The organism is Nonomuraea sp. NPDC048916 (genome assembly GCF_040649575.1).
In the GTDB taxonomy this organism is placed as follows: domain Bacteria; phylum Actinomycetota; class Actinomycetes; order Streptosporangiales; family Streptosporangiaceae; genus Nonomuraea.
The window spans coordinates 129,742-156,191 of sequence record NZ_JBEZFS010000014.1; the positions used below are offsets into that span (position 1 = coordinate 129,742).

Annotated in this window: 29 protein-coding genes; 19 read left to right on the forward strand and 10 right to left on the reverse strand. The window is 69.4% G+C overall.

All coding sequences use genetic code 11. The annotated features are described in order from the left end of the window. The first annotated feature begins 1 nt into the window (after position 1). The 12 genes from AB0C16_RS17685 (at position 2) to AB0C16_RS17740 (ending at position 10,281) form a co-directional block, all read left to right on the forward strand. The gene (locus AB0C16_RS17685; protein WP_357684024.1) at positions 2–865 is read left to right on the forward strand and encodes a PhzF family phenazine biosynthesis isomerase; all 864 of its coding nucleotides are present in this window, start codon (positions 2–4) and stop codon (positions 863–865) included. A gap of 146 nt (positions 866–1,011) precedes the next feature. Continuing rightward, positions 1,012–1,812, forward strand: coding sequence for an ABC transporter ATP-binding protein (locus AB0C16_RS17690; RefSeq protein WP_357684026.1), 801 nt, complete (start codon positions 1,012–1,014; stop codon positions 1,810–1,812). 7 nt (positions 1,813–1,819) lie between these two features. After that, positions 1,820–2,674 carry an ABC transporter permease gene (locus AB0C16_RS17695; RefSeq protein WP_357684028.1) on the forward strand — a complete coding sequence of 285 codons (855 nt, stop codon included), beginning with the start codon at positions 1,820–1,822 and terminating at the stop codon, positions 2,672–2,674. Between the two features lie 21 nt (positions 2,675–2,695). Beyond that, entirely contained in the window at positions 2,696–3,766 is a 1,071-nt protein-coding gene (locus tag AB0C16_RS17700) for an ABC transporter substrate-binding protein (protein ID WP_357684030.1), read from the forward strand. After that, positions 3,763–4,422 carry a PAS domain-containing protein gene (locus AB0C16_RS17705; protein ID WP_357684032.1) on the forward strand — a complete coding sequence of 220 codons (660 nt, stop codon included), beginning with the start codon at positions 3,763–3,765 and terminating at the stop codon, positions 4,420–4,422. Before AB0C16_RS17700 ends, AB0C16_RS17705 begins: the two co-directional genes overlap by 4 nt. Before the next feature lie 4 nt (positions 4,423–4,426). After that, entirely contained in the window at positions 4,427–4,765 is a 339-nt protein-coding gene (locus AB0C16_RS17710) for a Dabb family protein (protein WP_357684034.1), read from the forward strand. A 32-nt stretch (positions 4,766–4,797) separates the two neighbouring features. Beyond that, positions 4,798–5,595, forward strand: a complete 798-nt coding sequence (locus AB0C16_RS17715) for a fumarylacetoacetate hydrolase family protein (protein WP_357684036.1) — start codon at positions 4,798–4,800, stop codon at positions 5,593–5,595. After that, on the forward strand, positions 5,592–6,218 hold the full coding sequence (locus AB0C16_RS17720) for an SRPBCC domain-containing protein (protein WP_357684038.1): 627 nt from the start codon (positions 5,592–5,594) through the stop codon (positions 6,216–6,218). The genes AB0C16_RS17715 and AB0C16_RS17720 overlap by 4 nt, the downstream gene beginning before the upstream one ends. Further along, positions 6,218–7,084, forward strand: a complete 867-nt coding sequence (locus AB0C16_RS17725) for an FAD binding domain-containing protein (protein WP_357684040.1) — start codon at positions 6,218–6,220, stop codon at positions 7,082–7,084. The genes AB0C16_RS17720 and AB0C16_RS17725 overlap by 1 nt, the downstream gene beginning before the upstream one ends. Next, positions 7,081–9,321 carry a xanthine dehydrogenase family protein molybdopterin-binding subunit gene (locus tag AB0C16_RS17730; protein WP_357684042.1) on the forward strand — a complete coding sequence of 747 codons (2,241 nt, stop codon included), beginning with the start codon at positions 7,081–7,083 and terminating at the stop codon, positions 9,319–9,321. Before AB0C16_RS17725 ends, AB0C16_RS17730 begins: the two co-directional genes overlap by 4 nt. 1 nt (position 9,322) lies before the next feature. Further along, entirely contained in the window at positions 9,323–9,829 is a 507-nt protein-coding gene (locus AB0C16_RS17735) for a (2Fe-2S)-binding protein (protein ID WP_357684044.1), read from the forward strand. After that, on the forward strand, positions 9,826–10,281 hold the full coding sequence (locus AB0C16_RS17740; RefSeq protein ID WP_357684046.1) for a RidA family protein: 456 nt from the start codon (positions 9,826–9,828) through the stop codon (positions 10,279–10,281). The genes AB0C16_RS17735 and AB0C16_RS17740 overlap by 4 nt, the downstream gene beginning before the upstream one ends. A gap of 252 nt (positions 10,282–10,533) precedes the next feature. Here AB0C16_RS17740 and AB0C16_RS17745 read toward each other — a convergent pair whose 3' ends face one another. Together AB0C16_RS17745 and AB0C16_RS17750 are read right to left on the reverse strand one after the other, a co-directional pair. Next, complete coding sequence (locus AB0C16_RS17745) at positions 10,534–10,917, reverse strand: histone-like nucleoid-structuring protein Lsr2 (RefSeq protein ID WP_357684048.1); 384 nt, start codon at positions 10,915–10,917, stop codon at positions 10,534–10,536. A 32-nt stretch (positions 10,918–10,949) separates the two neighbouring features. Continuing rightward, entirely contained in the window at positions 10,950–11,114 is a 165-nt protein-coding gene (locus AB0C16_RS17750) for a hypothetical protein (RefSeq protein ID WP_357684049.1), read from the reverse strand. A gap of 364 nt (positions 11,115–11,478) precedes the next feature. Between AB0C16_RS17750 and AB0C16_RS17755 the strand changes: the two genes are divergently transcribed. The 5 genes from AB0C16_RS17755 to AB0C16_RS17775 are packed head-to-tail and all read left to right on the forward strand — an operon-like array spanning position 11,479 to position 16,049. Continuing rightward, positions 11,479–12,246, forward strand: coding sequence for an ABC transporter ATP-binding protein (locus AB0C16_RS17755; RefSeq protein WP_357684051.1), 768 nt, complete (start codon positions 11,479–11,481; stop codon positions 12,244–12,246). After that, a complete protein-coding gene (locus tag AB0C16_RS17760; RefSeq protein WP_357684053.1) occupies positions 12,233–12,928 on the forward strand; it encodes an ABC transporter ATP-binding protein in 696 nt (231 codons plus the stop codon). The genes AB0C16_RS17755 and AB0C16_RS17760 overlap by 14 nt, the downstream gene beginning before the upstream one ends. 12 nt (positions 12,929–12,940) lie before the next feature. Then, positions 12,941–14,182 carry an ABC transporter substrate-binding protein gene (locus AB0C16_RS17765; RefSeq protein ID WP_357684055.1) on the forward strand — a complete coding sequence of 414 codons (1,242 nt, stop codon included), beginning with the start codon at positions 12,941–12,943 and terminating at the stop codon, positions 14,180–14,182. Then, complete coding sequence (locus AB0C16_RS17770) at positions 14,179–15,036, forward strand: branched-chain amino acid ABC transporter permease (protein WP_357684057.1); 858 nt, start codon at positions 14,179–14,181, stop codon at positions 15,034–15,036. The genes AB0C16_RS17765 and AB0C16_RS17770 overlap by 4 nt, the downstream gene beginning before the upstream one ends. After that, positions 15,033–16,049 (forward strand): branched-chain amino acid ABC transporter permease, encoded by a 1,017-nt coding sequence (locus AB0C16_RS17775; protein WP_357684059.1) that lies wholly within the window; start codon positions 15,033–15,035, stop codon positions 16,047–16,049. The genes AB0C16_RS17770 and AB0C16_RS17775 overlap by 4 nt, the downstream gene beginning before the upstream one ends. 8 nt (positions 16,050–16,057) lie before the next feature. Here AB0C16_RS17775 and AB0C16_RS17780 read toward each other — a convergent pair whose 3' ends face one another. The 6 genes from AB0C16_RS17780 to AB0C16_RS17805 all read right to left on the reverse strand — a co-directional run bounded on the left by AB0C16_RS17780 (position 16,058) and on the right by AB0C16_RS17805 (position 22,204). After that, positions 16,058–17,473 (reverse strand): aminobutyraldehyde dehydrogenase, encoded by a 1,416-nt coding sequence (locus AB0C16_RS17780; protein WP_357684166.1) that lies wholly within the window; start codon positions 17,471–17,473, stop codon positions 16,058–16,060. 99 nt (positions 17,474–17,572) lie between these two features. After that, positions 17,573–18,763: an FAD-dependent oxidoreductase gene (locus AB0C16_RS17785; RefSeq protein ID WP_357684061.1), complete on the reverse strand. Its 1,191-nt coding sequence runs from the start codon at positions 18,761–18,763 to the stop codon at positions 17,573–17,575. Positions 18,764–18,768: 5 nt separating this feature from the next. Next, positions 18,769–18,957: a ferredoxin gene (locus tag AB0C16_RS17790; RefSeq protein ID WP_357684063.1), complete on the reverse strand. Its 189-nt coding sequence runs from the start codon at positions 18,955–18,957 to the stop codon at positions 18,769–18,771. Positions 18,958–18,970: 13 nt separating this feature from the next. Continuing rightward, positions 18,971–19,816, reverse strand: a complete 846-nt coding sequence (locus AB0C16_RS17795) for a fumarylacetoacetate hydrolase family protein (RefSeq protein ID WP_357684065.1) — start codon at positions 19,814–19,816, stop codon at positions 18,971–18,973. After that, positions 19,816–20,757: a catechol 1,2-dioxygenase gene (locus tag AB0C16_RS17800; protein ID WP_357684067.1), complete on the reverse strand. Its 942-nt coding sequence runs from the start codon at positions 20,755–20,757 to the stop codon at positions 19,816–19,818. Before AB0C16_RS17800 ends, AB0C16_RS17795 begins: the two co-directional genes overlap by 1 nt. Beyond that, a complete protein-coding gene (locus tag AB0C16_RS17805) occupies positions 20,750–22,204 on the reverse strand; it encodes an aldehyde dehydrogenase (RefSeq protein ID WP_357684069.1) in 1,455 nt (484 codons plus the stop codon). Before AB0C16_RS17805 ends, AB0C16_RS17800 begins: the two co-directional genes overlap by 8 nt. Positions 22,205–22,305: 101 nt before the next feature. Between AB0C16_RS17805 and AB0C16_RS17810 the strand changes: the two genes are divergently transcribed. Then, positions 22,306–23,004, forward strand: a complete 699-nt coding sequence (locus AB0C16_RS17810; RefSeq protein WP_357684071.1) for a gamma-glutamyl-gamma-aminobutyrate hydrolase family protein — start codon at positions 22,306–22,308, stop codon at positions 23,002–23,004. Positions 23,005–23,022: 18 nt separating this feature from the next. On the opposite strand, the gene AB0C16_RS17815 is transcribed toward AB0C16_RS17810, so the two are convergent. After that, a complete protein-coding gene (locus tag AB0C16_RS17815) occupies positions 23,023–23,595 on the reverse strand; it encodes a MarR family transcriptional regulator (protein ID WP_357684073.1) in 573 nt (190 codons plus the stop codon). 173 nt (positions 23,596–23,768) lie between these two features. Between AB0C16_RS17815 and AB0C16_RS17820 the strand changes: the two genes are divergently transcribed. Then, positions 23,769–25,265 (forward strand): APC family permease, encoded by a 1,497-nt coding sequence (locus AB0C16_RS17820; RefSeq protein ID WP_357684075.1) that lies wholly within the window; start codon positions 23,769–23,771, stop codon positions 25,263–25,265. A 271-nt stretch (positions 25,266–25,536) separates the two neighbouring features. Here the strand turns inward: AB0C16_RS17820 and AB0C16_RS17825 are convergent, their stop codons facing one another. Next, the gene (locus AB0C16_RS17825) at positions 25,537–26,364 is read right to left on the reverse strand and encodes an acetoacetate decarboxylase family protein (RefSeq protein ID WP_357684077.1); all 828 of its coding nucleotides are present in this window, start codon (positions 26,362–26,364) and stop codon (positions 25,537–25,539) included. Positions 26,365–26,450 lie beyond the last annotated feature (86 nt).

Genomic DNA, 26,450 nt, shown 5'->3' on the forward strand with positions numbered 1-26,450 from the left:
GATGCTCGACCTGGACCACCATCCGGAAATCCTGCGGTACACCGCATTCACGCGTGACCCGAAGGGCGGTAACCCGGCGGGAGTCGTCCTGTCCGCAGACGGCCTCACCGACGAGCAGATGCAGAAGATCGCGGCTGATGTGGGCTTCTCTGAGACCGCATTCCTGTTCGCGCCCGTGATCGAGGGTGGCCCGCATGCCGTGCGCTACTTCTCACCGCTCGCGGAGATCGGCTTCTGCGGGCACGCGACGATCGCCCTCGCCATAGCCCATGCGGATCGGGAGGGCGCGGGCTCTTTGAGCCTGCAGACGAAGGTCGGCTTGATCCCGGTCGAGACGCATCATGCCGGCGACGGCTTCACCGCGACCCTCATCAGCGTGCCCCCGAAGGTCCGGGACATCGGCGAGGAGGACCTTCACGAGGTGCTCGCCGCGTTCAGGTGGGCTCCAGACGATCTGGACCCCGACCTTTCCCCCGCGATCGGCAACGCGGGCAACGACCACCCTGTGCTCGCCGCCCACACCCGCGAACGCCTTCGCGACCTCGACTACGACTTCGATCGGCTGGGCGCGCTCATGGCGGCGCGTGACTGGACGACGATCCAGCTCGTCTGGAAAGAGAACGAGCACAGCTACCACTCGCGCAATCCGTTCCCGCCCGGCGGTGTCGTAGAGGACCCGGCCACCGGTGCCGCCGCCGCGGCCTTTGGCGGCTACCTCCGGGAAGTGGGCCTGGTGACCCCTCCAGTGGAGGTCGACATCACACAGGGCGTGGACATGGGCCGCCCGAGCAGCCTCCGGCTGTTCATTCCGGACGACCGCGCACGAGGGATCTCCGTCACGGGAGCCGCGATGCCCCTGCGATGAACTTGAGGCTCCCGCGCGAGCGATACCGCCATCGCGTTCACGCCACCCATGTCTCGAGATTCCTTTGCCGCCATCTCCGTAGCCAAGGATCTCGACAACCTCCCACCCGGCATCGCAGGCTCAACTCTCGCTCAGGAGCGAGCATCATGGTTCAAGATACGCCGATCATCGAACTCGCCAACGTAGATCGATCGTTCTCCGGCCGCAGCAAGACCGTAGAGGCCCTCCGGGATTTCACTCTCGATCTGCGGGACGGCGAGGTGCTCACCATCGTCGGCCCCAGCGGCTGTGGGAAATCCACTCTCCTCAACATCCTCGCCCGGCTGGAAAAGCCGACCGGGGGCACGCTCAGCTTCCGCGGTGTCGACGCGGAGAAGTCAGGCGTCCAGATTGGATATGTCACCCAGTCCGACACCCTGTTTCCCTGGCGAACCCTCCTAGGCAACGTCGAGTACCCCCTCGAGATTCGAGGCGTGAGTAAGAACGTCCGGCGCGAACGAGCCATGAGCCTGCTGGAACGGGTAGGTCTCGCGGGTTTCGAAGACCGTCTGCCGTTCGAGCTGTCCGGCGGCATGCGGCAGCGCGGGAACATCGTACGCGCGCTTGTCTACGATCCCGACATCGTGCTCATGGACGAGCCGTTCGGGGCTCTGGATGCCCAGACGCGCCTCCTTCTCCAGGACCAGTTGCAGCGCCTATGCGCCGAAGAACGCAAGACCGTCGTCTTCATCACCCACGACCTGCAGGAGGCCATCGCGCTCGGCGACCGGGTTGTGGTGATGACGGCACGGCCGGGGCGGATCAAGATGATCCGGACGGTGGGGCTGGAGCGTCCCCGCGACCTGAACCACATCCACGAGATCCCGCGGTTCCAGGAGCTCCTCAGCGAGCTGTGGGATTGCCTGCGGGATGAAGTCCTGCTCGCCGGTCAAGGCTCAGGTAAGTGACGTTGCCATGACAATTGTGAATGATGCACACAGCGGCAAGACGCGGGAGACGGTCACTCCCCCCCGACGTCGACGGGTGCGCGCGCTGCCGGTCGTCGTCCTGCGGTTGATCGTGCTGGCGGCGATCCTCATCGTCTGGCAGCTGCTGCTGGGCCGTTTCGTCGATCCGCTCTACCTTCCGACGCCGGAAGCCATCTGGCAGGCCACCGTCGCATCCGCTGAGGGCGGAGAGCTGTGGAACAACCTGATGGTCACGATGGAGGAGACGCTCCTGGGCTTCGTCATCGGGACCATCGGTGCCCTTGTGGCGGGTCTGTCCCTGACCCGTGCGCCGCGTCTCGCCGATGTCCTCGATCCGTTCCTCGTTGCACTCAACGCGACTCCCCGGGTCGCGCTCGCCCCTCTCTTCGTCGTCTGGTTCGGCATCGGGCTGCTGTCCAAGGTCGTCCTGGTCATCACCCTGGTCTTCTTCATCGTCTTCTACAACACACTCCAGGGACTGCGGAGCGTGAATCGCGACTACGTCCGCGTGTCCCGCGTCATGGGATCCAGCGAGTCCCAGATATTCCGCAAGGTGACCCTTCCCGGCGCGATGCCATTGATCATTCTCGGGATCAAGCTGGCCCTGCCATATGCCCTTATCGGAGCTGTGATCGGGGAGTTCATCGCGTCGAGTTCCGGGCTCGGCTACCAGATCAAGCTCTCGTCCAATACCTACGACACCGCGGGAACGATGGCTGGCATTCTGGTCCTGATGCTGGTCGCCGTACTGCTCAACATGGCACTCGAACGAATCGCACGCCGGATCCTCTTCTGGCAGCCCGATGACTTGAGAGAAACCCGTCAGGCCAAGGGAATCTGAACCTGCCCGAAGGAGGGCGTCATGTCCCATCTCAAGTTTCGGCGACCGGGATCCATCGACCGGCGCGACATGCTCAAAGGATTGGCCGCACTCGGCGGCGTTTCTCTCACCGCCTCCCTGCTTGCGGGCTGCGGACGATCCGCAGCGGAGGGAATACCGGCCGAGACCATCCGGCTGACGCAGGCGGTCGATTCGCTGGCCTACGCGCAGAACTACATCGCGAGGTCGGAAGGCTACTACCAGCAGCGGGGACTGTCGGTCGAGACCATCGTGACCGATGGCGGCGGGCCCGACGTCCAGGCGGTTCTCGCCGGCAGCGCCCGGTTCACCATCAACGACGGCGCTCAGGTGCTGACCTCGTTCAAGCAGAATCGCCGTCTGGTCGCCGTGGCGGCGCTCTTCGACAAGTGCCTGGTGAACGCGACGATGTCCACCAAGACCGCAAGGCGCCTCGGCATCACCGAGAAGAGCACCTTTGAGGAGCGGATCACGGCCCTCAAGGGCCTGAGGATCGGGGTGACCGCGCCCGGCGCGCTCACGTGGCAGGTGGCTCGTTACAACCTGAAGAACATCGGCGTCTCCCCTGACACAGGAGCGAAGATCATTGGCCTCGGTGCCGGCGCGTCGGTTCTCGCGGCCCTCGAGAACGATCAGGTTGACGTCATCTACATCTCGATCCCCTTCGGGGAGACAGCCGTGGCCCGAGGCAGCGGCATAACGCTGATCGACCATAGCGCCGGAGAGGATCCGGAGCTGCAGAGCTTCATGATGGAGGGTCTGTGGGTCACGCCGACCACCCTGGACGAGGACGGTGAGACGGTCCGGAGCATGGTGGCCGCCCTCACCCGGGCATCGGACTTCATCAAGAACAGCAGACCGCAGGACGTCGCAGCCGCCCTGCACACGCACTTCCCGAAGTTCCCGCCGGAGGTTCTGACGAGCGCGGCCGTCAAGCTCCAGTCCGCCGTTTCCGAGGGCAACCGCTGGGACCCGTCGGCGGTGGAGACGACGAAGAAGGTCCTGTCGGCCAACGATCTGCTCCCCGCGTCCGTACCCGCCACCGATCAACTCTTCGAGGATCGATACCTTTGACCGCCCCGCAGCACGTGAACGTCTTCGCGACCGCGAAGGTCATCGCCGAGGGCATCGGTGCCATGTTCGGCGAGGACTGCGAGGTCGCGGTCCACGACCTGCGCAATCCCACGCATTCGCTGATCCATCTCGTCAACGGGCACGTCAGCGGACGCCAGCTCGGGCACCCGATCCGAGATCTGATCTACAAGGTGCTCCCGAACATCGGCGATCAGAACGTGCTGGCCAATTACTCCACCCCGCTCGCGGATGGGAGGGTGCTGAAATCCACCACCTGCCTCATCCGTGACGAGAACGGCGACCCGCTCATCGCCGTCTGCATCAATTACGACGTCGGCCAGCTGCAGACGCTGGCCGGCAGGCTGAACGCGTTCCTCGGGATAGCCGACGTGGAGAGCCGGCCCGAGGGCGGCGGCGCGCCTCTCGGCGAGGCCGAGGTCCTCAATATGCTCCAGGTCCTCGTGCGGAACACCGTCAAGGAGTTCGGCCGCAACCCCAAGAAGCTCAGCCGCGAGGAGCGGCTGCGAGCCATCGACTTCCTGGAGGGTAAGGGAGCGTTCCTCGTGAAAGGAGCCGTTCCCATGGTCGCCGAGTGCTTCGGCATCTCGGAGCCGACCGTCTACCGGTATATCGACCAGGTTCGCAGTACCCGCTGATCAGGTGCGAACAGCCGCCGACGACATTCGGTGGAAATTCCCGAACTGGAGCCCCCTGCTTGTGATCACGCATGTCGTACTGTTCAAATTCCGGGCCGAGCATGCCGGAGAAATCGCCACCTCGCAGAGAATGCTCGGCTCGCTGCACGGGCAGGTTCCGCAGATACGCAGCCTGTCCGTGGGGAGCAACATCCTCCCATCAGAACGAGCATACGATCTCTGCCTCATCGCGACCTTCGACAGTCTTGAGGACCTGGCGCGGTACCGGGCACACCCGGAGCATCAATCGGTCGCCACCCAGGTCGACCGCTACTGCCAATCCACCGTGTCGGTGGATTACTGAGGCGCGGCCAGCCGGGATTGAGGAAACAGAAGATGTCCCGAATTGTTCGTTACCGTCGTGGCGATGGCCAGCTCCGTCACGGCATGCTGTCGGCCGACGGCGAAGCGATCCACGAAATCGTCGACGGCCCTTACCAGGCGGGGGAGACGAGCGAGGCACCGGAGCCGACCGCGTCTGTCGAGATCGTGGCACCGGTACGGCCGGGCACGATCGCATGCGTCGGACTCAACCATCGTTCGGCACAGGCCGCGCTCGACACCTCCCCTTCCGACGAACCGATGATCTTCCTGAAGGCCCCCAACACGGTCACCGGGCCAGGTGCTCCCATCGAATGCCCGGCGGGCGTCGACGTGCTCGATGTCGCCGGAGAACTCGCCGTGGTGATGGGACGCACAACCCGCTCCGTCTCCGAGGCCGAGGCGATGCGCCACGTTCTCGGTTTCACCTGCGCCCTCGACGTGGGGGTCCGGCAGTGGCTCATCTCCGACGGCCAGTGGTTCCGCGCCAAGAGTTCCGACACGTTCTGCCCGCTCGGCCCGTGGATCGCGACCGAGATCAGCGATCCGCATGCGATGCGCGTCACTCTCACCGTCAACGGGGAGAGGTGCGAGAGCGGCTCCACGGCCGAGCTGATCTGGAAGGTCCCGGAGATCATTGCGTACGCCAGCTCGTACCTCACGTTCGAGCCGGGGGACGTCATCCTCATGGGGTCCTGCGCCGGACTCACCAAGGTGGCCCCAGGTGACACCGTGGAAGTCGCGATCGAGGGGATCGGAACCCTGGCGAACACCGTAACCGCACCGCACCCGGCATGGAGGTTCCCGTTGTGATCATTCAGCAGGATTTCACCGTTCGCGCACCACGCGACATGGTGGCGGAGTTCCTGACTGACATAGCGAGTCTGCGTCAGTGCGTACCCGGGCTCGAAGATGTCGAGGAGATCGAACCGGACCGGTATCGGGGCACCCTGCGGCTGCACGTTGGGCCGATCAAGACGAGCTTCCAGGGAGAGATCTCGCTGGACCGCGACGCGGCACCCGTTCGGCTCATCGCGTTGGGGCGGGGCCGGGACCGGGGTTCGGGAACCTCAGTCCAGGTGTCGTTCACGGCCTACCTGGTGGAGTCCGCCGACGGCGCGACCACCGTCACCGCAGTGGCCGACATCGTCCTTCGGGGGCGGTTGGCGCAGTTCGGCAGCGGAGTGATCAAAGCGACAGCAGAGGAGGTCGTGCGCGACTTCGCCAGGGAGGTGAACATGCGGCTCGGCGCGGCGGCCGACCTCGGCAGGGAGGGTGCCGCCGCCGAGAGCGACGGGCTCCCACCCGCTGCGGAAGAGGCGTCGCGCAGGCTCACCGCGCGCATGGTCATCGGCATCGCGCTCCGGTCCCTGTGGCACCGGCTCACGCGTCGCCTGCGCCGACCGGCGTCGGCCGATCAGGTCCGGGAGCTGTGATGATCAGGGAGTTTCACCGGCCGCGGGATCTCGGTACAGCCCTTGATGCGCTCGCGGACGCGGGGGACGAAGGAAAGGTCATCTCGGGTGGCACTGCGCTGGTACTCATGATCGAGCAAGGGCTTGTCGCGCCGTCCGTACTGATCAGCCTCGACCGCGTGCAGGATCCGATGTTCTCCGGCGTCGAGTTGGCAGGCCGTACGCTTCGGATCGGCGGCGGAGAGACTCTTTCCGCTGTGGCATCCCATCCGCTGGTCCGAGACGTGGTCCCCGGCCTGGCCGAGGCATGTCGCAGGGTCGGCAATGTGCGCATCCGCAACCGAGCGACGCTGGCCGGGAACCTGGCCGAATCCGACTACGCCTCGGATCCGCCGTCGGTGCTCGTGGCCCACCGGGCGACATGCCGGGTTCTGGCCAGCGGCGGTGAGCGCATGGTTCCCGTCGAGCGCCTCATCACGGGCTTCTACGAGAACGCCCTCGACGAGGGCGAGATCATCGCTGAGATCCACGTTCCCGTACCCGAGACGGGCACCCGGTCCACCTACGTCAAGTACATCAGCCGTTCCTCCGAGGACCGCCCCTGCGTGGGCGTCGCGGTTTGCCTGCAGACGATGGGAGGCACGGTGGCCGACATCCGGGTGGTGGTCGGGGCCGTCACCGGCACCCCGCAGATCTTCCCCGAAGTCCTGGCGGAGGCGACCGGGAAGGCGGCCACTCCGTCCACCTGGAAGGACGTGGCCGCCCGGTACGCGGACCTCATCCAGCCGCTGGATGACGCCCGCGGCTCCGCCTGGTACCGCACCCGGCTTATCGACATCATGATCCGGCGGGCTCTCAGCCAAGCAGCAGAACAGGACACCCGATGAACCAGCCCCCGGACACGCAGGCGTCCGATGCCCGCGCTCGGGTCACCGGCCGGCTGCCGTTCGTGCTGAACGAGCGGGTGCCGGGCATGCTCCACGCCGCCCTGGTGCGCAGCTCCGTCCCGCACGCCGAGATCAGGGCCGTCGACACCGGTGCCGCCGCCGCGCTGCCTGGAGTCGTCGCCGTGCTGACCGCGGAGGACCTGGCGGTCAACGGCGACCCCCTCATGTTCGGCGATGCGCGTCAGGACCAGCCCGTCCTCGCCCACGACCGAGTCCGCTACGTCGGCGACCCCGTTGCCATCGTCCTGGCTGAGACGCGGCGGCTCGCCATCGAAGCATGCTCCCTCGTCGATGTGGACTACGTCGACCTGCCGCATGTCGTGGACCCGCGGGAAGCCACGTCAGATGCCGCTTCCCTCGTACACGAGGCGCAGGCCGGCAACGTGCTGGCCACCTGGACGCTACGCCACGGCGACGCCGACGCAGCGATGGCCGGCGCCGACCGCCACTACGACGACACCTATCTCAGCCCACCCGCCAGCCATGTGCCGATGGAGCCGCATGTCGCGCTCGCCCAGTGGACCGGGGACGGCGTCGTGATCCTGACCTCCACGCAGGCTCCCCACGTGGTGAAGGAGACCGTGGCGCGCACGTTGCGCCTGCCCGAGGAGCAGGTCCGGGTCCGCTGCCGGGACGTCGGTGGGGCATATGGAGCGAAGGTGGTTACCACGATCGAGCCTGTCGTGGCGGCGGCGGCGAGAGCGGTCGGCCGTCCCGTACGGCTCGAACTGTCACGGAGCGAGGAATTCCATACCGTGTGCAAGCATGCGGCGCGGATACGCATCCGGACCGGCGTGCGCGACGACGGGCGCATCGTCGCCCGCATCGTGGATGTGTTGTGGAACGCCGGTGCCTACGCGACGAACAGCGCCGACGCGGCCGGCTACGGCATGGTCCGGGCACCGGGTCCGTACCACGTGCCCAACGTGTCGGTCACCTCGACCACCGCGTACACCAATACCGTGCCGTCGGGGCCCTTCCGCGGCGCCATGACGTCCCAGCTGTGCTGGGCCTACGAGTCCCAGATCGACGACATCGCCGCTGACCTGGGGATCGACCCCGTCGAGATACGCCGGATCAACCTGCTGCGCGAGGGCGACCGCTACCCGACGGGGGAGATCATGGAGGATCTCCACTACGACGAGATCCTCGACGCGGTGACCTCGGGTCTGGCGGCCCTGCCTCCGGCACCGCCGGTGCGTTCGGGGCACGTCCGGGGGACCGGTGTCGCTCTTGTGATCAAGAGCACGCAGACACCCTCGCGCAGCGAGTGCCTCATCCGTCTCGACGCCGCCGGCGGCGTCGAGTTGCTGATCGCCAGCGTCGAGATCGGGCAGGGAGCCCATGAGACGTTGCGCACACTGGCGGCCGAGGCTCTGGGGGTGCCTCAGTCCGGCGTCCGCGTGCACTTGCCCGACACCGCCGTCGCACCGTACGACTCACTCACGGCCTCCAGCCGGACCACGTTCGCGATGGGATCGGCGGTCCAGGACGCGGCCGCGCAATTGCGGGAGAAGCTGCGCGGGCTTGCCGCCGCCATGTCGGGCACCGACCCTTCCCGACTCCGGAACGCCCCGGGAGGCTTCACCGACCCGGGCGGGAGCCGGTGCACGTACGAGGAGATCCTCCGGCACAGCGGCCTCGATTCCTGCGAGGCCCACGGGCGATGGGTCTCGACGGGGGGTTTGGGCTCGCTGGACTCGAATGGCCAGGGCAGCGCCAGCACGCACTGGCATCAGGGCGGAGTCGCGGTGGAGGTCGATGTCGAGCTGGAGACCGGCAAGGTCCGTGTCCTCCGTGCTCATGGAGCTTGCTTCTCCGGCCGCACCGTCAGCCCGATCAGGGTCAGGCAGCAGACAGACGGTGGCATGATCTTCGGACTCGGCCCGGCACTGTTCGAGGAGCTCCTCTATGAGGACGGCCAGATCACCAATCCGAACCTGTCCGACTACATGATCCCGTCGATGCTCGACATGCCGCCGATCCTGGGCGGCTCCGCCATCGAGGGCCCGCGGGGAGGCCGGCGGGAGCTGCACGGCGTGGGCGAGTCGACCGTACCTCCGATGGCACCGGCTATCGGCAACGCGATCAGGGCGGCCTGCGGCATCCGCATCCGGGAGCTCCCTATGACCCCTGAGCGCGTCCTTCGAGCTCTTTACGAGGAGGCGGGAGCCTAACATGACCGACATAGCCACGACCGTGAGCCTGCGCGTCAATGGTTCACTCGAGATATTCGACATCGACCCCTCCGAAGCCCTGGTGTGGACCCTCCGCGAACGCCTTGGCCTACAGAGCGTCCGGACCACCTGCGGGATCGGCGTGTGCGGCTCGTGCACGGTCATCGTGGACGGCAAGCCGGTGAGCGGCTGCCTCATGCTCACGGTCATGGCCGACGGCTGCACCGTCGTGACCGCCGAGGGGCTGGACGCCACCGAGGCCGGCGCCGCCGTGCAGAAGGCGTTCACCGACCACCACGCGTTCCAATGTTCCTTCTGCATCCCCGCGATGACGCTCGCGGCCCACGCTCTGCTGGAGGAGTACCCGGAAGCCGACGACGACACCACCCGGGAATACCTGAGCGGCAATCTCTGCCGCTGCGGCACCTACCCACGAATACTGGACGCCGTCGGCTCGCTGTGCCGAAGGGCGAACTCCAGCGCCTCAGGCGAGGAGCGGCCCGCATGAGCCCCACCGAACGCCTGCGCGGTCTCGGATACTCAATCGACGATCCGCCGCAGCCCTCCGGGCCGACCCTTCCCGTCAGCGTCCACAATGGTCTGCTCTACGTGGCCGGACAGATCCCGGTACGCGACGGACAGTTGATCGCCACCGGCTTCGTCGGCGAGGACGTCGATCTCGACCAGGCATGCGGTTGCGCCCGCCAGGCCGTCGCCAACGCGCTCGCGCACCTGTACGCCCACGTGGGCACCCTGGACGATCTGCGGATGCTCCGCATGACCGTGTACGTGGCGGCCGCCCGGGGCTTCGCCGACCACAGCGGCGTGGCCAACGCGGCGTCGCAACTCCTGGTCGACGTCCTCGGTGAGCGCGGCCGCCACAGCAGAACCGCCATCGGCGTGTGCGGCCTGCCCCGCCACAGCCCCGTCGAGGTCGACGTCCTCGGGGCGAGGACCTGAGATGCCGCTCCCGGCGGCCTCGGCATCAACGGTGGTCCCTATGCGTTCTTTATCGTCAACCAGCGCGAGGAAAGCAGTGATCACCCGCGAGGGGCGGCTTCTCCGGCGGTGGATGCTCGTGTCAACGAGCGGCTCAACCCCAAGCTGTCCAACCGGCCCTGGAAGGACACCGAGGCGCAGGCTGTGCGCTCGCGGTGTGGTCGAGCGTAGCCCCGTCGCGCCGCCGTACGGATCGGAAGCCGTCCGCGGATGTCAGGGATGGGCGCGCCGGTAAGCCTCCCAAACCTCGGGGCGGAGCCGTCCCTTGCCGGGCACGTCCAGACCATGTCCGCGAGCCCATGCCCGGACCTCGGCAGTCGACGGCTCCCGGGACACGCCGGCCGGCGAGGGCTCGGCGGACACGTGGTCAGCGGCGGCGTAGGCGGCGGCCAGGAACCGGTAGGTCCACTCCTCGGCCAGTTGCCGGGTCTCGCAGAACACGATCGGAACACTCGCGAAGGCCACCTGCAACTCAGCGATCCCGTCGGCGACCACCGCCGGGCGCACGTACTCCAGCTTGAACACCTGGCTGTAGCGGTCTTCGACCACCACGGCCGCGTGCGAGAGCGCCGCCAGCTCGGTCAGCTGAAACTTCAACCGTGTGTTGAGCAGGGATGACACCAGATCGTTCAGGCTCTTGCGCTCCACTGCCCCACCGGGAAACAGAAGATCGCCTTCTCCCGCGGCCACGTCCCACCCGCCCGCAGGAACAGCCCATCGCTGAGCGGCAGCCGGATCAGGTACGGCAGGCGCGAATCGGGGTCCGGATTGCGGATGATGATTAGCTCACGCACTCCACCGGTGTGCTTGATGCCGTGCCACCTGGGCGCGGGCCTGTCCCGGGCATGTTCATTGGCGTAGGGCCGGCGATGGACGCGGGGCTGTGTTGATCCCGGAGATCTCCGGCGTCCGGCCGAAGCCGGACTCTTCGGGCCTATTCGGTAGGCCGTCGCGTGGGGCCGGACGTACAGCGTCCACATAGGGGCGGAGAGTGATGTGTGTCACATGCACCTCATCGGCTGGCCGAATGTGGGACGCCAGCACATAGTTCGGCCATCTGGCCACGGATAGCTTGCGGTCACCGCGGGTTGCGGGCAGGGTTGCGAGACCTTCCGGACCAGCGCTTCGAGTGGTCACGGTGGCGAAGGAGGTCGCGGCTTGACGAGCAGCACGACGCCTGTTCTCACCGTGCGTGGGCTGGTGAAGGAGTTCAGGGGTTTCCGGGCGGTCGACGAGGTCGATCTGGACATCGCCGAAGGCCACATCCACGCGTTGGTCGGGCCCAACGGAGCGGGCAAGACCACGCTGTTCAACCTGCTGACCGGATTTCACCGGCCGTCGGCGGGGGAGATCCGGCTGGGGCACAGGGCGATCACCGGGTCTTCGCCCGAGCAGGTGGTCCGGCTCGGGCTGGCCAGGTCGTTCCAGATCACCAGCCTGTTCGGGCAGCTCACTCCCGAGCAGCACGTGCGGCTGGCGTTGCAGAGCTCCACTCCGCTCGGCTGGGGGTTCTGGCGCTCGGGCAAGGCCATGCGGAGGTTCTCGGCCGAGGCCGTCGACCTGCTCGACCGGGTCGGGCTGGCCGATCACCGGGAGGTGCCGGTGGCGAGCCTGGCCTACGGGCGCAAGCGGGCTCTGGAGCTGGCCCTGGCGCTCGCGCTGGACCCGAAGGTGCTGCTGCTCGACGAGCCGACGGCCGGGATGGGCGTCGAGGACATCGACCGCACGGTCGAGCTGATCCAGCGGGTGCGCCAGGGCCGCACCGTGGTGCTCGTCGAGCACAACATGAACGTGGTCGGCACGCTGGCCGACCGGGTCACCGTGCTCCAGCTCGGCCGGGTTCTGGTCGAGGGCCCCTACGACGAGGTCCGGCGTGATCCCCGGGTGATCGCCGCCTACCTGGGAGACGCCGATGCTGCGCGTTGACGGACTGTCCGCCTGGTACGGCGAGGCGCAGGCGCTTCGCGACGTCTCCCTCACCGTGGGCGAGGGCGAGGTCGTGACCCTGGTGGGCCGCAACGGAGCGGGCAAGACCACGCTGCTCCGGTCCGTGATGGGCCTGCACGAGGGGCGCGTGGCGGGGACGGTGCGGCTCGAGGACGAGGACATCACGCGGCTGCCGCCGCACCGCCGGGCCCGTCGCGGCCTCGGCTGGGTGCAGGACGACCGCGGCGTCTACGCCTCGCTCAACGTGGAGGAGAACCTCCGCCTGCCGTTCTCGTCCGGGCCGCACGCCTGGTCTCTGGAGCAGGTGTACGAGGCGTTCCCCCGGTTGGGCGAGCGGCGCCACTCGCCGGGCACCAAGCTCTCGGGCGGGGAGCAGCAGATGCTCGCCATGGCGAGGGTGCTGCGCATGGGGGCCCGCATGCTGCTGTGCGACGAGCCGACCGAGGGCCTGTCCCCGCTGCTCGTCAAGCAGATCGGCGCCATCATCCGGGAGGCCAGGGAGCGTGGCCTGTCGGTGCTGCTCATCGAGCAGAACGTGCATTTCGCGACCAGCGTCGCCGACCGTCACTACCTCCTGGCGGAGGGCCGGATCGTCGAATCGCTGGACAACGCCCAGGTTCGTGCCCGTGAACACGAGCTTCTGCACTATCTCGGAATCTAAAGGAGCCAGAAGATGACCAAGCGCGTGAGCCGCACCGTTGCGGCGACGGTGGTGGCCATGGGATTGGCCGCGTGTGGCGGGGGACCGGGCGGGGGCGCGGAGAAGATCAGCGACGGCAAGATCGTGCTGGCCGTCCTCAACGACCAGTCGGGTGTGTACGCCGACTTGTCAGGCAAGAACAGCGTCGAGGCCGTCAAGATGGCCATCGCTGACTATAAGGCGAAATATGGCGATAAGGCGGTAGCCAAGACGATCGAGGTGGTCTCGGCCGACCACCAGAACAAGCCCGACATCGCCAACACCAAGGCCCAGGAAATGTACGACCGGCAGAAGGCGGACATCATCCTCGACGTGCCGACTTCGTCGGCGGCCCTGGCGGTGGCCGGCCAGGCCAAGGCCAAGAAGAAGCTGCACATCAACGTCGGCGCCGCCACCACGGCGCTGACCGGCGATAACTGCAACAAGTACACCTTCCACTGGGCGTACGACACCTACATGCTGGCGCACGGCACCGGCACCGCCGTCACCACCGAGGGCGCCAAGTCGTGGTACATCGTCTACCCCGACTACGCGTTCGGGCAGGACATGCAGAAGAGCTTCAGCACGGCGATCCAGGCCGCCGGCGGCACCGTGGTGGCCAGCGACCCCACGCCGTTCCCCAACGACAACTTCTCCACGTTCCTGCTCAAGGCGCCCTCGCTCAAGCCGAGCGTGATCGGCACCATGCAGGCCGGCGGTGACCTGGTCAACCTCGTCAAGCAGTACAACGAGTTCAAGCTCCGGGACAAGGGCATCGGCCTGGCCGTCGGCCTGATGTTCATCAACGACATCCACTCGCTCGGCGTGGACGCCTTCCAGGGCACCAAGTTCACCGACGCCTGGTACTGGAACGGCTCGCCCGAGAACCGCGCCTGGGCCGACAAGTTCCAGCAGGTCGCCGCCACGCGGCCGAGTTTCGCCCACGCGGCCAACTACTCGGCCGCCCTGCAGTACCTGGAGGCCGTCCAGCGCGCCGGGACCGACAACTCCGACGCGGTCGTCAAGCAGCTGGAGGGCTACGCGTTCGAGGACGTGTTCGCCAAGAACGGCCAGGTCAGGGCCGAGGACCACCGCATGATCCACGACGTCTACCTGGCCCAGGTCAAGGCGAAGGCCGACGTCAAGGAGGACTGGGACTACGAGCAGATCATCAAGACGATCCCGGCAGCCGAGGCGTTCAAGCCGCTCAGCGAGAACACCTGCAAGCTGTCATGATCGAGCAGGTCTTCAACGGGTTGGTGAGCGGGGCGTTCTTCGCCCTGCTCGCCCTCGGGCTCGCGGTCATCTTCGGCATGCTGGGCGTGGTCAACTTCGCCCACGGCGCGTTCTACATGCTCGGCGCGTTCGGCGCCTTCATCGCCCTCGACTCCTTCGGCCTGCCCTTCTGGGCCGCGCTCGTGCTCGTCCCGCCCGTGCTGGGCCTGGCGGGCGTGGCGCTGGAACGCACGCTGATCCGGCGCCTGGCCTCGGCCGATCCCCTGTACAACTTCCTGCTCACGTTCGGGCTCACGCTGATCCTGCAGGACGCCATGAAGACGAGGTACGGAGTGCAGTCACAGCCGTACCCCCTGCCGATCCAGGGCTCGGTCAACCTGCTGCTCTTCGAGTATCCGGCCTACCAGGTGTTCGTCTTCGGCTTCTCCTGCCTGGTCTGCGTGTTCGCCTGGTTCCTGCTGGCCAGGACCCGGATCGGCATGATCGTACGGGCGGCGACCGAGCGGCCCGAGCTCACGCGGGCGTTCGGGATCGATGTCGGGCGCTGGGTGGCGCCGGTGTTCGGGTTCGGCGTCGCGCTCGCGGCGCTGGCCGGGGTGCTGGCGGCGCCGATGCGGGCGGTCAACCCGCTGATGGGCGCCGACCTCATCATCACGGTCTTCGCGGTGGTGGTGATCGGCGGGCTGGGCTCCGTGCTCGGCTCCGCCGCGGCGGGCTTCCTGATCGGGGTGGTGTCGGCGCTCGGCAACCTCTACGTGCCCGCCCTCTCGCAGACCCTGGTCTTCATCCTGATGGCGGTCGTCCTGCTGTGGCGCCCGGCCGGGCTCTTCGGCCGTGAGGAGACACTCGCGTGATCATCCGATCTCTGGCCGGCTCCCGCCTCGGCCGCCTGGCGATCCCGCTCGTGGCGGTCCTGGCGCTGGCACTGCCGTGGCTGGTCTATCCGCCGATCGCGATGGACATCGCCTGCTGGGCGCTGCTCGCGGTCTCGGTCGACCTGCTGCTCGGCTACACCGGGCTGCTGTCGTTCGGGCACGCCGCCTTCTGGGGCGGCTCGGCGTACGTGACCGGGCTGGTGGCGATCAACCTCCAGGTCCCGTTCCCGCTCGCGATCCTCGCTGGCACGCTCGCCGCGGCCGTGCTGGCCGTGCCCATCGGCTACCTGTCCGTACGGCGGACCGGGATCTACTTCGCCATGGTGACCCTCGCCTTCGCCCAGATGATCTATTTCGTGGTGAACCAGTGGAGGTCGGTCACCGGGGGAGAGAACGGGCTGCAGGGCGTGCCGCGCGAACTCATGGGCGTGGACCTGTCGGACCCCTTCGTCTTCTACTACGCGGGCCTGCCGATGGTGCTCCTGGGATTCTGGCTCGCCTGGCGGATCGTCCGCTCGCCCTTCGGCCACGTACTGGTCGCCATCAGGGACAACCCGTCGCGGGCCCGCGCGCTCGGCTACCCGGTCGACCGCTACAAGCTGCTGGCCTTCACCCTGTCCGCGGCGCTGGCCGGCCTGGCCGGAGGGCTGTTCGTGATCTCGCACGGCTTCGCCTCGCTGCAGGAGGTCTACTGGACCACCTCGGGCAAGGCCGTCATGATCGTGGTGCTCGGCGGGATCGGCACGCTGTGGGGCTCGGTCGTCGGAGCCGCCCTCGTGGTCCAGTTGGAGGACTACCTCGCGACGGCCGGGTTCCAGGAGATCGGCATCGTGACCGGCACGGTCTTCGTGCTCGTCGTGCTCGTGTTCCGGGCCGGCATCTGGGGCACGGTGGCCAACCTGCTGCGCGCCCGAGAGGCCCGCCGGGAGGGCAGGGCCGAGGCGGCCGGGGCCCCGGACCGGCCGGAGGCGCCGACGCCCACCTCGCGTTGACGGCCGGGTCAGGTGTGGCTGATCATCACGTGCTTGACCCGCGTGTAGTCGTCGAAGCCGTACCTGGACAGGTCCTTGCCCGTGCCGGAGTGCTTGAAGCCGCCGTGCGGCATCTCCGGGATGATCACCTGGTGGCAGTTGACCCAGACCGCGCCGAAGTCGAGCGCGGCCGACAGGCGCATGGCCCGGCCGGTGTCCCTGGTCCACACGCTCGCGGCCAGCGCGTAGTCGACGCCGTTGGCCAGCTCGGCCGCCTCGTCCTCGCCGATGAAGGGCTGGACGGTCACGACCGGCCCGAACACCTCCTGCTGGACGATCTCGTCGTCCTGGCGGACCCCGGCGACCACGGTGGGCGCGAAGAAGTAGCCGGGACGGTCGAGGCGCGTCCCGCCGGTGACCACGCGGGCGTGCGCGGGCAGCCGGTCGAGGAAGCCCGCCACCCGCGCCGCCTGGGCGGCGTTGTTGGACGGCCCGAAGAAGACGCCCTCCTCGTCGGGCCCGCCCGTCACCAGTGACGCGGCGGCCTCGGCGAGGGCGGCGACGAAGTCGTCGTGGATCCGCTCCTCGACGAGCACCCGGGTCACGGCGGTGCAGTCCTGCCCGGCGTTGAAGTAGGCCGCCTCGGCGACGGCGCGCGCCGTGGCGGCGAGGTCGACGTCGCCGAAGACCACGGCGGGCGCCTTGCCGCCCAGCTCCAGATGGACGTCCTTGAGGTCGGCGGCGGCCGCGGCCATCACCTCGGCCCCCGCGCGGGTGGAGCCGGTGATCGCCACCATCTCGACGCCGCGGTGCTCGACCATCGCCCGGCCGGTGTCGCGGTCGCCGCACACGACGTTCACCACGCCGGGCGGCAGCACCCGGGCGCACAGCTCGCCGAGCAGCACGGTCGAGCCCGGCGTGGTGTCGGACGGCTTCATGACCACCGTGTTGCCCGCGGCCAGGGCCGGGCCGAGCTTCCAGGCGGCCATCATCAGCGGGTAGTTCCACGGCGTCACCTGGGCCACCACGCCGACCGGCTCGCGCCTGACGAACGAGGTGTGCCCCTCGGTGTATTCGGTGGCGCCGAGCCCTTCCAGCACCCGGGCGGCGCCGGCGAAGAACCGGATCGCGTCGATCGACTTGTCCACGTCGACGACCAGGGCGATGCCACGCGGCTTGCCGGTGGCGCGCACCTCGGCGCCGGCCAGGGCGTCGCGGTTCGCCTCCATGAGCGCGGCCAGCTCCAGCAGGAGCCGCTGCCGCTCCGCCGGGGTGGTGCGCCGCCAGGTCGTCGCGGCCTCGGTGGCGGCCTCGACCGCGGCGGCGACGTCCTCGGCGCCGGAACGCGGGGCCGTGCCGTAGACCTTCTCGGTCGCGGGGTCGACCAGGTCCATCCACTCGCCGGAGGCCGGGTCGCGGGACTCCCCGGCGATCACGTTGCGCAGCGTTTCCACAGTGCTCTCCTTAGTGCTCGCCTCAGTGCCGGCCTTGGTGCCGGGCCTTGGTGCCGGCCCTCTGTGCTCGCCTGGGCGCCGGCCTTCGGCTCAGGCGGCGGTGGGGGTCCGCATGAGCATGGCGCGGTAGCGGGCGACGGCCGGGGCGAGACCGATGAGGACGACGCCGACCAGCTCGCCGTCGCGGTGGTAGCCGACCGCCACCTCGCCGTCGAGGTCGCCCTCCAGGATCCGGATGTCGTCCTCGCCGAGGGCGGGCACTCCGAACGACTGGACGCGCAGGTCGTACTGGTCGCTCCAGAAGGTGGGCAGCGGCGCGAAGGGCGCCGGGTCGGGCTCGGCCAGGCCGAGGTCCGCCAGCAGGGTCGCGGCGGCGCGCCTGGCGGTGTCGGTCGGGATGCTCCAGTGCTCCACCCGCCGCGCCACGCCGTCGTAGCGCGGGTTGGGGAAGCGGGCCACGTCGCCGACCGCGACGACGCCCGGCCGGCCCTCGACGCGCATCGCGTTGTCGCACAGCACGCCGTCGGACAGGTCGAGCCCGTTGCCGTCCAGCCAGGCGGTGTTGGCCGCCGAGCCGACGGCCTCGACGACGACGTCGGCGTCGAGGCGGGTGCCGTCGGACAGCTCGGCCCCGGTCACCCGGCCGTCGCCGAGGAAGGCGGCGACCGTCCTGCCCAGCAGGAACACCACCCCGCGCGCCTCGTGGCGGCGCCGGAGCGCGGCCCCGAGGTCGTCGCCGAGCGGCCGGCGCATGGGCACGGCCTCCGGCGCGACGACGGTCACCGACGCGCCCAGCGCGCGGGCCGTCGCCGCCACCTCGCAGCCGATGAAGCCGGCGCCGACCACCAGCAGCCTGGCCCCCGGCCGCAGCTCGGCGCGCAGGTCGCGGGCGTCCTCCAGGGTGCGCACCACGTGCCTGCCCGCCCGCGGGCCGGGCACGGGCAGCCGGCGGGGCCGCATCCCGGTCGCGACCACCAGGCCGTCGTAGGCCGGCTCGGCGCCGTCGGCCAGGCGTACGGTGCCGGCCCGGAGGTCGGCGGCGGCGATGGGGACGCCGAGCCGCCAGGTGACGTCGGCGACCGCCGGGCGCAGCCGGAACGCGACCGCCTCGTGGGTCACCTCGGAGGCCAGCGCCTCCTTCGACAGCGGCGGCCGGTTGTAGGGCAGGTGCGCCTCGTCGCCGACGGCGACGATCTCGCCGGTGAACCCGGCGGCGCGCAGCCGTTCCGCCGCCCGCAGGCCGCCCATCGAGGCGCCCGCGATGAGGACGCGCCGGCTCATCCCGCTCAGCCCTCGACCGTGATGGCCTGGAGCGGGCACACGTCGGCGGCCTCCTCGACGGCGTCGCGCAGCGACTCGTCGGGCTCGGCCACGTAGACCAGGCGGCCGTTCTCGTTGAGCTGGAAGACCTCGGGGGCGGAGAAGACGCACTGCCCGTGGTCCTTGCAGATCTCCATGTCGACGATGACCTTCATCGGGTTCTACTCCTTAACGCTTCGGGCCGCGGATGCCGCGAAACTCCCAGTCACCGCCGAAGGTGGTCGAGATGACCTCCTCGGACTCGGTGGGCTGGGCGCCGCAGTCGTCACGGATGGGGGCGGGACCGCTGACGATGTGGTTGGCGAGCCTGCCGAGGCCCTCGACCTCGACCTCGACCACGTCGCCCGGCTGGACCGGCCGGGAGTTGGCCGGGGTCCCCGACAGCAGCACGTCACCCGGGTAGAGGGTGATCGTGCGGGCGATGTCGGCGACGAGGTAGTGCATGTCCCACTCCATCTCGTCGGTGGAGCCGTCCTGCACGACCGAGCCGTTCACGTAGGTGCGCAGCCGCTTGCCGCGGAAGTCCCAGTCGGTGACCAGGCCGGGGCCGAGCGGGCAGAGCGTGTCGGAGCCCTTCACCCGCAGCATCGAGCCGGCGTCGGTGTCGCGGAAGTCGTGCAGCCCGTAGTCGTTGCCGATCGTGTAGCCCGCGATGTACTCCCCGGCCTCTTGGGGCGAGATGTTGCGTGCCGTCCGGCCGATGACGATGGCCACCTCGCCCTCGTAGTTGAGGTACTTGCACCGTTCGGGCCGGACGACCGCGCCCCTGTGCGCGTTCAGCGCGGAGGTGGGCTTGTGGAAGTACGTCGGCGCGGGCGGCAGCGAGGTCATGAACTCCTCGACCCTGCTGCGGTGGTTCAGGTGCACCGCCACGACCTTGGACGGCACGCACGGCGGCAGGTGGACGGCGTCGTCGGCGCCCACCACGCGGCCGTCCGCGCTGACGAGCTCGTCACCCTCCCTGCGGACCTGGGTGGCGGCCCCGTCGAGCAGGATCCTGCGGTACTCGGGCATCAGCCGGCTCCTTCGAGTCGGAACGGATAGGGGTACGGGTCGCCGGAGGCGTCCGTGGCCCGCGGCGCCGCGAACCCGCCCTCCGGACGGTCGAACCAGATGTGCGCCTGGCCGGTGCCGGTGGCGTTCTCGTAGTCGCTGTAGAGCCGGCCGGGCGCGGCGAAGTCGTGCTCGCCGAGGGCGCCGGCCATCATCAGGTAATGGCCGAACCTGGCCTCCGGCTTGAAGCGGAAGAAGTCGTCCATCGTGTCGAGCACGCGGGCGTGGTCTCCGCTCCGCATCCACTCGAGGCGCTCCTCGTCGGCGGCCCGCGCCTCGGGGGTGAAGATGTGCACGGGATCGCTCGACTCGTGGGCCCGGAGGTGCCGCAGCGGCCAGAAGGTGTGCGAGAGCGCGCCGGAGGCGATGAGCAGCACCTTGCGGTCGCTCGCCGCGACGGCCTCGCCGACCGCCCGGCCGAGGCGCAGGTTGTCCTCGGTCTCGGCCGTCTGGCACATGCCGATCGAGATCCAGCGCTTGCCCGGCACGCCGAGGTACTTCCACAGGTTGACCGTGGCGTAGAAGATCGGCAGGTGGTGGTCGTCGATCGCGGTGATCCAGGTGGAGTGCTTCTCCTGGTAGGAGGCGATCAGGCGGGCCAGCTCGGGGTCGCCGGGGAAGTCGTACGGGATCCGCGACATGCCGCGCGGCAGCTCCTCGGAGGTGAAGAGCCCGGACCTGCGGTCCTGCGCGGTGACCACGAACTCGACCGTGGTCGCCCAGTGCGAGTCGAAGACGACGACCGTGTCGTAGTCGGCGGTCTCGAAGACCTCCTCCCGCAGGCGGTGCAGGCCGGGGACGATGCTGATCTCCTTGCCCTCGTTGAGCTCCTTGCGGACCTCGAGCGGCAACATGATCGTGGGGGCGTGCGCGAGCATGCCCGCGCCGACGATCTCACCCATTCCAGCCTCCTGGTGCGAAGACGGCGTTCTTCACATCGCAGTAGAAGTCGAAGCTCCAGTTGCCGCCTTCGCGGCCGACGCCCGACTGGCGCGCGCCGCCGAAGGGCGCCCGGAGGTCCCTGACGAAGAAGCAGTTGACCCAGACGGTGCCGGCGACCAGGCGTCCGGTGACGCGCTCGGCCCGTTCGGGCGAGCCGGTCACCAGGGTCGCGGCCAGGCCGAACTTCGTGGAGTTGGCCAGCCGGACCGCCTCCTCCTCGGTCCGGAACGTCTGGAGCGTGAGGACGGGCCCGAAGACCTCCTCGTTGACGATCTCGCTGTCGGCGGCGGCGCCGGTGAACAGCGTCGGGCGGTAGTAGAGGCCGCCCAGGTCGGTGTTGGGCCCGCCGCCGATCAGCGCGGTCGCGCCGGCCTCCCCGGCTCGGCGGACGAAGCCGTCGATCCGGTCGAAGTGCTCGCGGTGGATCTGCGGGCCGAGGTCGGTCGCCAGGTCGCGCGGGTCGCCCTGGCGCAGCGTGGCGGCCCTGGTGACGAACCGCTCGGTGAACTCGGCGGCGACGCCCTCCTCGACGAGCAGCCGGGTGCCGGCCAGGCAGACCTGCCCGGCGTTGTCGTACTGCTCCACGGCGAGGTTCACGGCCAGGTCGAGGTCGCCGTCGGCGAAGACGACGAGCGGTGACTTGCCGCCGAGTTCGAGTGAGAGCGGGGTGAGGTTGGCGGCGGCGGCGCGGGAGATGTGCCGCGCGGTCGGCACGGAGCCGGTGAAGCTGATCCGGCGCACCTCCGGGTCGGCGACCAGGGCCGCCCCGGCCTCCTCGCCGTAGCCCTGCACCACGTTGAAGACGCCGTCGGGCAGGCCCGCCTCGGCGGTGATGTCGGCCAGCAGCGAGGCGGTCAGCGGGGACCACTCGGCCGGCTTGAGCACGACGGTGTCGCCCGCGGCGAGCGCCGGGGCGATCTTCCAGGTGGCCAGCATGAGAGGGGCGTTCCACGGGGTGATCAGCGCGCAGACCCCGGCGGGGTCCCACGAGACGTGGTTGCGGTGCCCCCTCGTCTCGAAGTCGTCGTGGCCCAGGTCGAGCAGCCAGTCGGCGAAGAACCGGAAGTTGTGCGCCACCCGGGGCATCACACCGCGCAGGTGCGAGCGGAGCAGGGCGCCGTTGTCCGTGGTCTCCACGATGGCGAGCTGCTCCAGCCGCTTCTCGACGCCGTCGGCGATGGCGTGGAGCAGGCGCGCGCGCTCCTCACGGCTCGTGCGGGCCCAGGCGGGAAACGCCTTCGCCGCGGCGCGCACGGCCCTGGCCGCCTCGTCGGCGCCGCCGCGGGCGATCCGCGCGATCACCCGCTCGTCGATCGGCGACACGTCGTCGAACGTGGCCGGTGACGCCACGCGCTCGCCACCGATCCAGTGTCCCTCGTGGACCTGGACATCCCCGACAGTGGCCATCTGCCCTCCAAGTCGTTTGGTTCCAAACAATTTAGGGGCACCCCTCCTGACGAGTCAATATGCCACTATCGTTTGGAGGCAAACGAGCTTGAGGAGCCTGGATGTCCGATCGCCGGCCGATCATCGCGATCCCCTCGCGGTTCGCCGCCACCACCTCCGCCCTGCGCTACGCCGCCGTGGTCACCGCGCGGGCGCTCGCCGACGCCGTCTACCGCGCCGGAGGCGAGCCGTTCCTGATGCATCCGGTGGGGCCGGACGCCGCCGCCCGGCTGGCCGTCGCCGACGGGCTGCTGCTGCCCGGCGGCGGCGACCTCGCCCCCTCCTCGTACGGGGAGAGCCGGGAGCACGAGAGCGTCTACGACGTGGACGCCGAGCAGGACGCCTTCGACTTCGCGGCGGCGCGGCACGCCCTGGACACGGGGCTGCCGACGCTGGCGATCTGCCGGGGGCTCCAGGTGGTCAACGTGGTGCTGGGCGGGCGGCTGCGCCAGCACATGGAGCCCGACCACCGCCACGTCGTCCACCAGGTACGGGTACGGCGGGGGTCGCTGCTGGCCCAGGTGGTCGGCGGGGAGAAGATCGAGGCGTCCTGCTACCACCACCAGTGCGCGTCGTCGCTCGGAGCCGGCCTGGTGGCCACGGCGTACGCGGAGGACGGCACGGTCGAGGCCGCCGAACCGGCCGCGCCGGCGGGCGGAGGCTGGCTGCTCGGGGTCCAGTGGCACCCGGAGGACACCGCGGCGACCGACCCCGCAAACCAGCGCCTCTTCGACGCCCTCGTCACCGCCGCCCGGCGCTGATCCGGTCGGGCGCCGGGGTCAGCTCGTCCGGCGGCGGCCGCCCCGGCGCGGCGGGACGGGCTCGTCGCCGAGCAGGTCGCCGCGGCGTTCCTCGCCCTTCTCCTCCAGATGGGTGACGATGCGGCGCAGCGTGTCGGCCAGGTGGAGCGCCTCCTCAGGCTTCAGCTCCTCCACCACGAACGCCTCCTCGTCGTTGAAGGCGGGGAAGAGCCGTTCCATCAGCGACAGCCCCTCGGGGGTCAGCCTCAGCAGCGCGCGCCTGCCGTCGTCGGGGTGCTGACGGCGCTCGACGAGATCACGGGACTCGAGGGTCTTGATGATGCCCGTGAGCGTGCCCTTCGAGATGCCCGCCTCGGAGGCGGCGTGCCGGGTCTCGATCTCCTCCCAGATCCACACCACCCACAGGACGACGAACGCGCTCCACGTGAGGCCGGCCGGGCGCAGCGCCGAATTCTCCAGGTGCTGCCGGACGGCGCTGGCCGCTCGGTAGATGTTGGAGACCGCAGCGAGGGCGTCACGCCGCACGGCGATGTCGCCCAGCCGGCGTTTGACCGCCTCCTCGGTCTCCGACAGCGAGTAGTGCGCGGGCACACTGGCTCCCTTCGAGTCAACTCTTGCGTCAACTTCATTTGTACACGTACGATCCACGCCCAACAGCAGGTCGTAAGGATGCAAACGACCTGCGGAGTCCTGGTGGTCGAACCGTAGAGCGGGCGGATCACCTGAGGAAAAGTCACCCGCTCCACCCCGTATGGAAGGTTGCCATGGTTGATGAGGCAATCGGTACTGGACGGTCGTCCACCGGCGGCGGCGCCCCGGCGGGGACCGCGACGCAGAGCCTGTCCCGCCGCCGCATCGGCGTGCCGGACATCGTCTTCTTCGTGGTCGCCGCCTCCTCGCCGCTGACCGTCGCCGCGGGTGGCATGCCACTCAGCTACGCCACCACCGGCGTGGCCGGCATCCCGCTCATCATCCTGGTGCTCGCCTCGGTCCTGGCTCTCTTCTCCGTCGGGTACGCCGCGATGAGCAGGCACATCTCCAACGCCGGCGCGTTCTACGCCTACATCGCGCAGGGGCTCGGGCGGATCCCCGGAGTGGGCGCCTCCTTCGTCGCCGTGGTCGCCTACAACGCCATGCAGGTCGGCCTCTACGGCCTGTTCGGCTTCGCCGCCTCCGGTCTCATCTCCGCCAAACTGGGCGTCGAGGTGCCCTGGTGGGCGGCCTCGCTGGCGGCCCTCGCCGTGATCGGGTTCCTCGGCTACCGCCGCGTCGACCTGAACGCCAAGGTGCTCGCGGTCCTGCTCATCTGCGAGAGCCTGATCGTGCTGGTCTTCGACGTGTCGCAGGTCGCCGCGGCCCCGGACGGACTGTCGCTCCAGCCGTTCAGCTGGGACGCGATGACCACCGGCGCGGTGGGCGCCGCCTTCTGCTGGGTGATGGCCTCGTTCATGGGCTTCGAGTCGGGCGCCATCTACAGCGAGGAGTGCCGCGACCCGCGCCGCACCGTCAGCCGCGCCACCTACATCGCGGTGGCGCTCATCGGAGTCTTCTACGCCTTCACCGCCTGGGCGATGGCCATGGGCGCCGGCACCGGCCAGATCATCGACGAGGCCGGCAAGAGCGGCACCGACCTGGTCTTCGTGCTCGGCGAGAAGACGCTCGGCTCCGGGTTCGCGTCGATGGCCCAGGTGTTCCTCGTCACCGCCGTGTTCGCGGCCCTGCTGTCCTTCCACAACGCCGTCGCCAGATACTTCTACGCGCTCGGCCGGGAGGGCGTGCTGCCGCGCGTGCTCGGCACCTCGCACGCCCTGCACGGCTCGCCGGCCGCCGGCTCGCTCACCCAGACGACCTTCGCCGCGCTGGTCGTGCTCGGCTTCGGCCTGCTCGGCGGCGACCCGACCGGCACGCTGTTCAACTGGTTCACCAACCTGGGCGCGCTCGGCGTCATCCTGCTGCTGGTCGTGACCTCGGTCGCGGTCATCGGCTTCTTCCGGCGCGACGGGCGCGGCGAGGGCGGCTGGAGCAGGCGCGTCGCTCCGGTGCTGTCCGCCGCGGCGCTGGGCGTCATCCTGGTGCTCGCCCTGATCAACTTCAACGCGCTGCTCGGCACCCCGCCGGGCTCGGTGCTGAACTGGCTCATCCCCGGCATCGTGGTGTTCGCGGGCATCGTCGGCCTCGTGTACGGCGCCTGGCTGAAGGCACGCGACCCGCGGACCTTCGCCCGGATCGGGCACGGCGGCGAGGTGCGAGAAAGCGCCTGAGGCGGCGACCTGAGCGGCGAGCGCGGCGCTCGTCGTTCACGCCGTCCGGCGCCGGCAAGCGAAAAGGGGGCGCGCCCTGACGGTGAGGTCAGGGCGCGCCCCCGTGCGCCGGTGGAGACCAGCGGCCTCCACCGGTCACGGGCGCGCCCCCGTGCGCCGGTGGAGACCGATGGCCGGCCTCCACCGGTCATGGCCGGATCGCCGGCCTCCACCGGTCATGGCTGGATCTGGCACCCGTCATGGCCGGATCACCGGACCGGTCATGGCCGGATCAGCGGTCGCCAGGCTCGGTGAGGGCGCCCGAGGTGCCGGACTCCAGCAGCGTGCCGCCGTTCCAGGTGGTGCCGACCTGGCGGTAGTAGCCGCCGATGACCTCGTCCACGGTCAGCCCGGCCAGCTCCTCGGTGGGCGCCTCGAACAGCTCGATCTCGGCGTCGCCGGCCCAGGCCTGCCCGCCCTCGAACGACGCGCCGGAGGTGGCGATGAGCTCGTCCAGGGCCGGCCCCTTGCCGGGCTCGATGGACGGCAGCCAGCGGTGGTGGGCCATCGGGTGGCCGTTGACGAAGCCGTTGGTCTCGCTCGGCTCGCGGAGCCGTACGACGGCCTGGGCGAGCCTCCGGTCGGCCGCGGCCAGCGTGGCGCCGAAGACGCCGCCGGCGCCGATGCGGGGGGCGGCCAGGCCGTAAGGATGCGGGCGGGTCAGGTGGATGGAGCCGAGCTTCTTCGGGTAGCCCTGGTGCGTGCCGCGGGCGATGGCGAAGTCCTTGTCCACCCAGATGTAGACGCATCGCGAGTAGGTCTGCCCCCGGTAGGAGCAGCGCACCACCACGAAGCACTCCTTGTACTGGGAGCGCACCGGGTCGAGCAGCTCCTCCCGGCCGCCGGAGCACGACTGCCAGTCCGCCCAGATCACCGCGACCGCGCCGGGATCCTCGTCGGCGAGCCCGAGCGGCTCGGGCAGCAGCTCGGCCACCCTGGCGGGATCGGTGCGGTACTCCACGGTGAGGAGGTCACCGGAGTAGTGCCACGGCGGGTGGGGGATCAGCGAGGAACGGCCGGTCGCCGTCTTGGGCGTGAAGAATCCGCGTACGGCAGCCATGGCGCCTCCTAGTCTGCGAAAAATTCATTTGGATCCATACGATATGCCCTGAGCTGCGGCTTGTCACGGCAGGAGTCGAATATGTT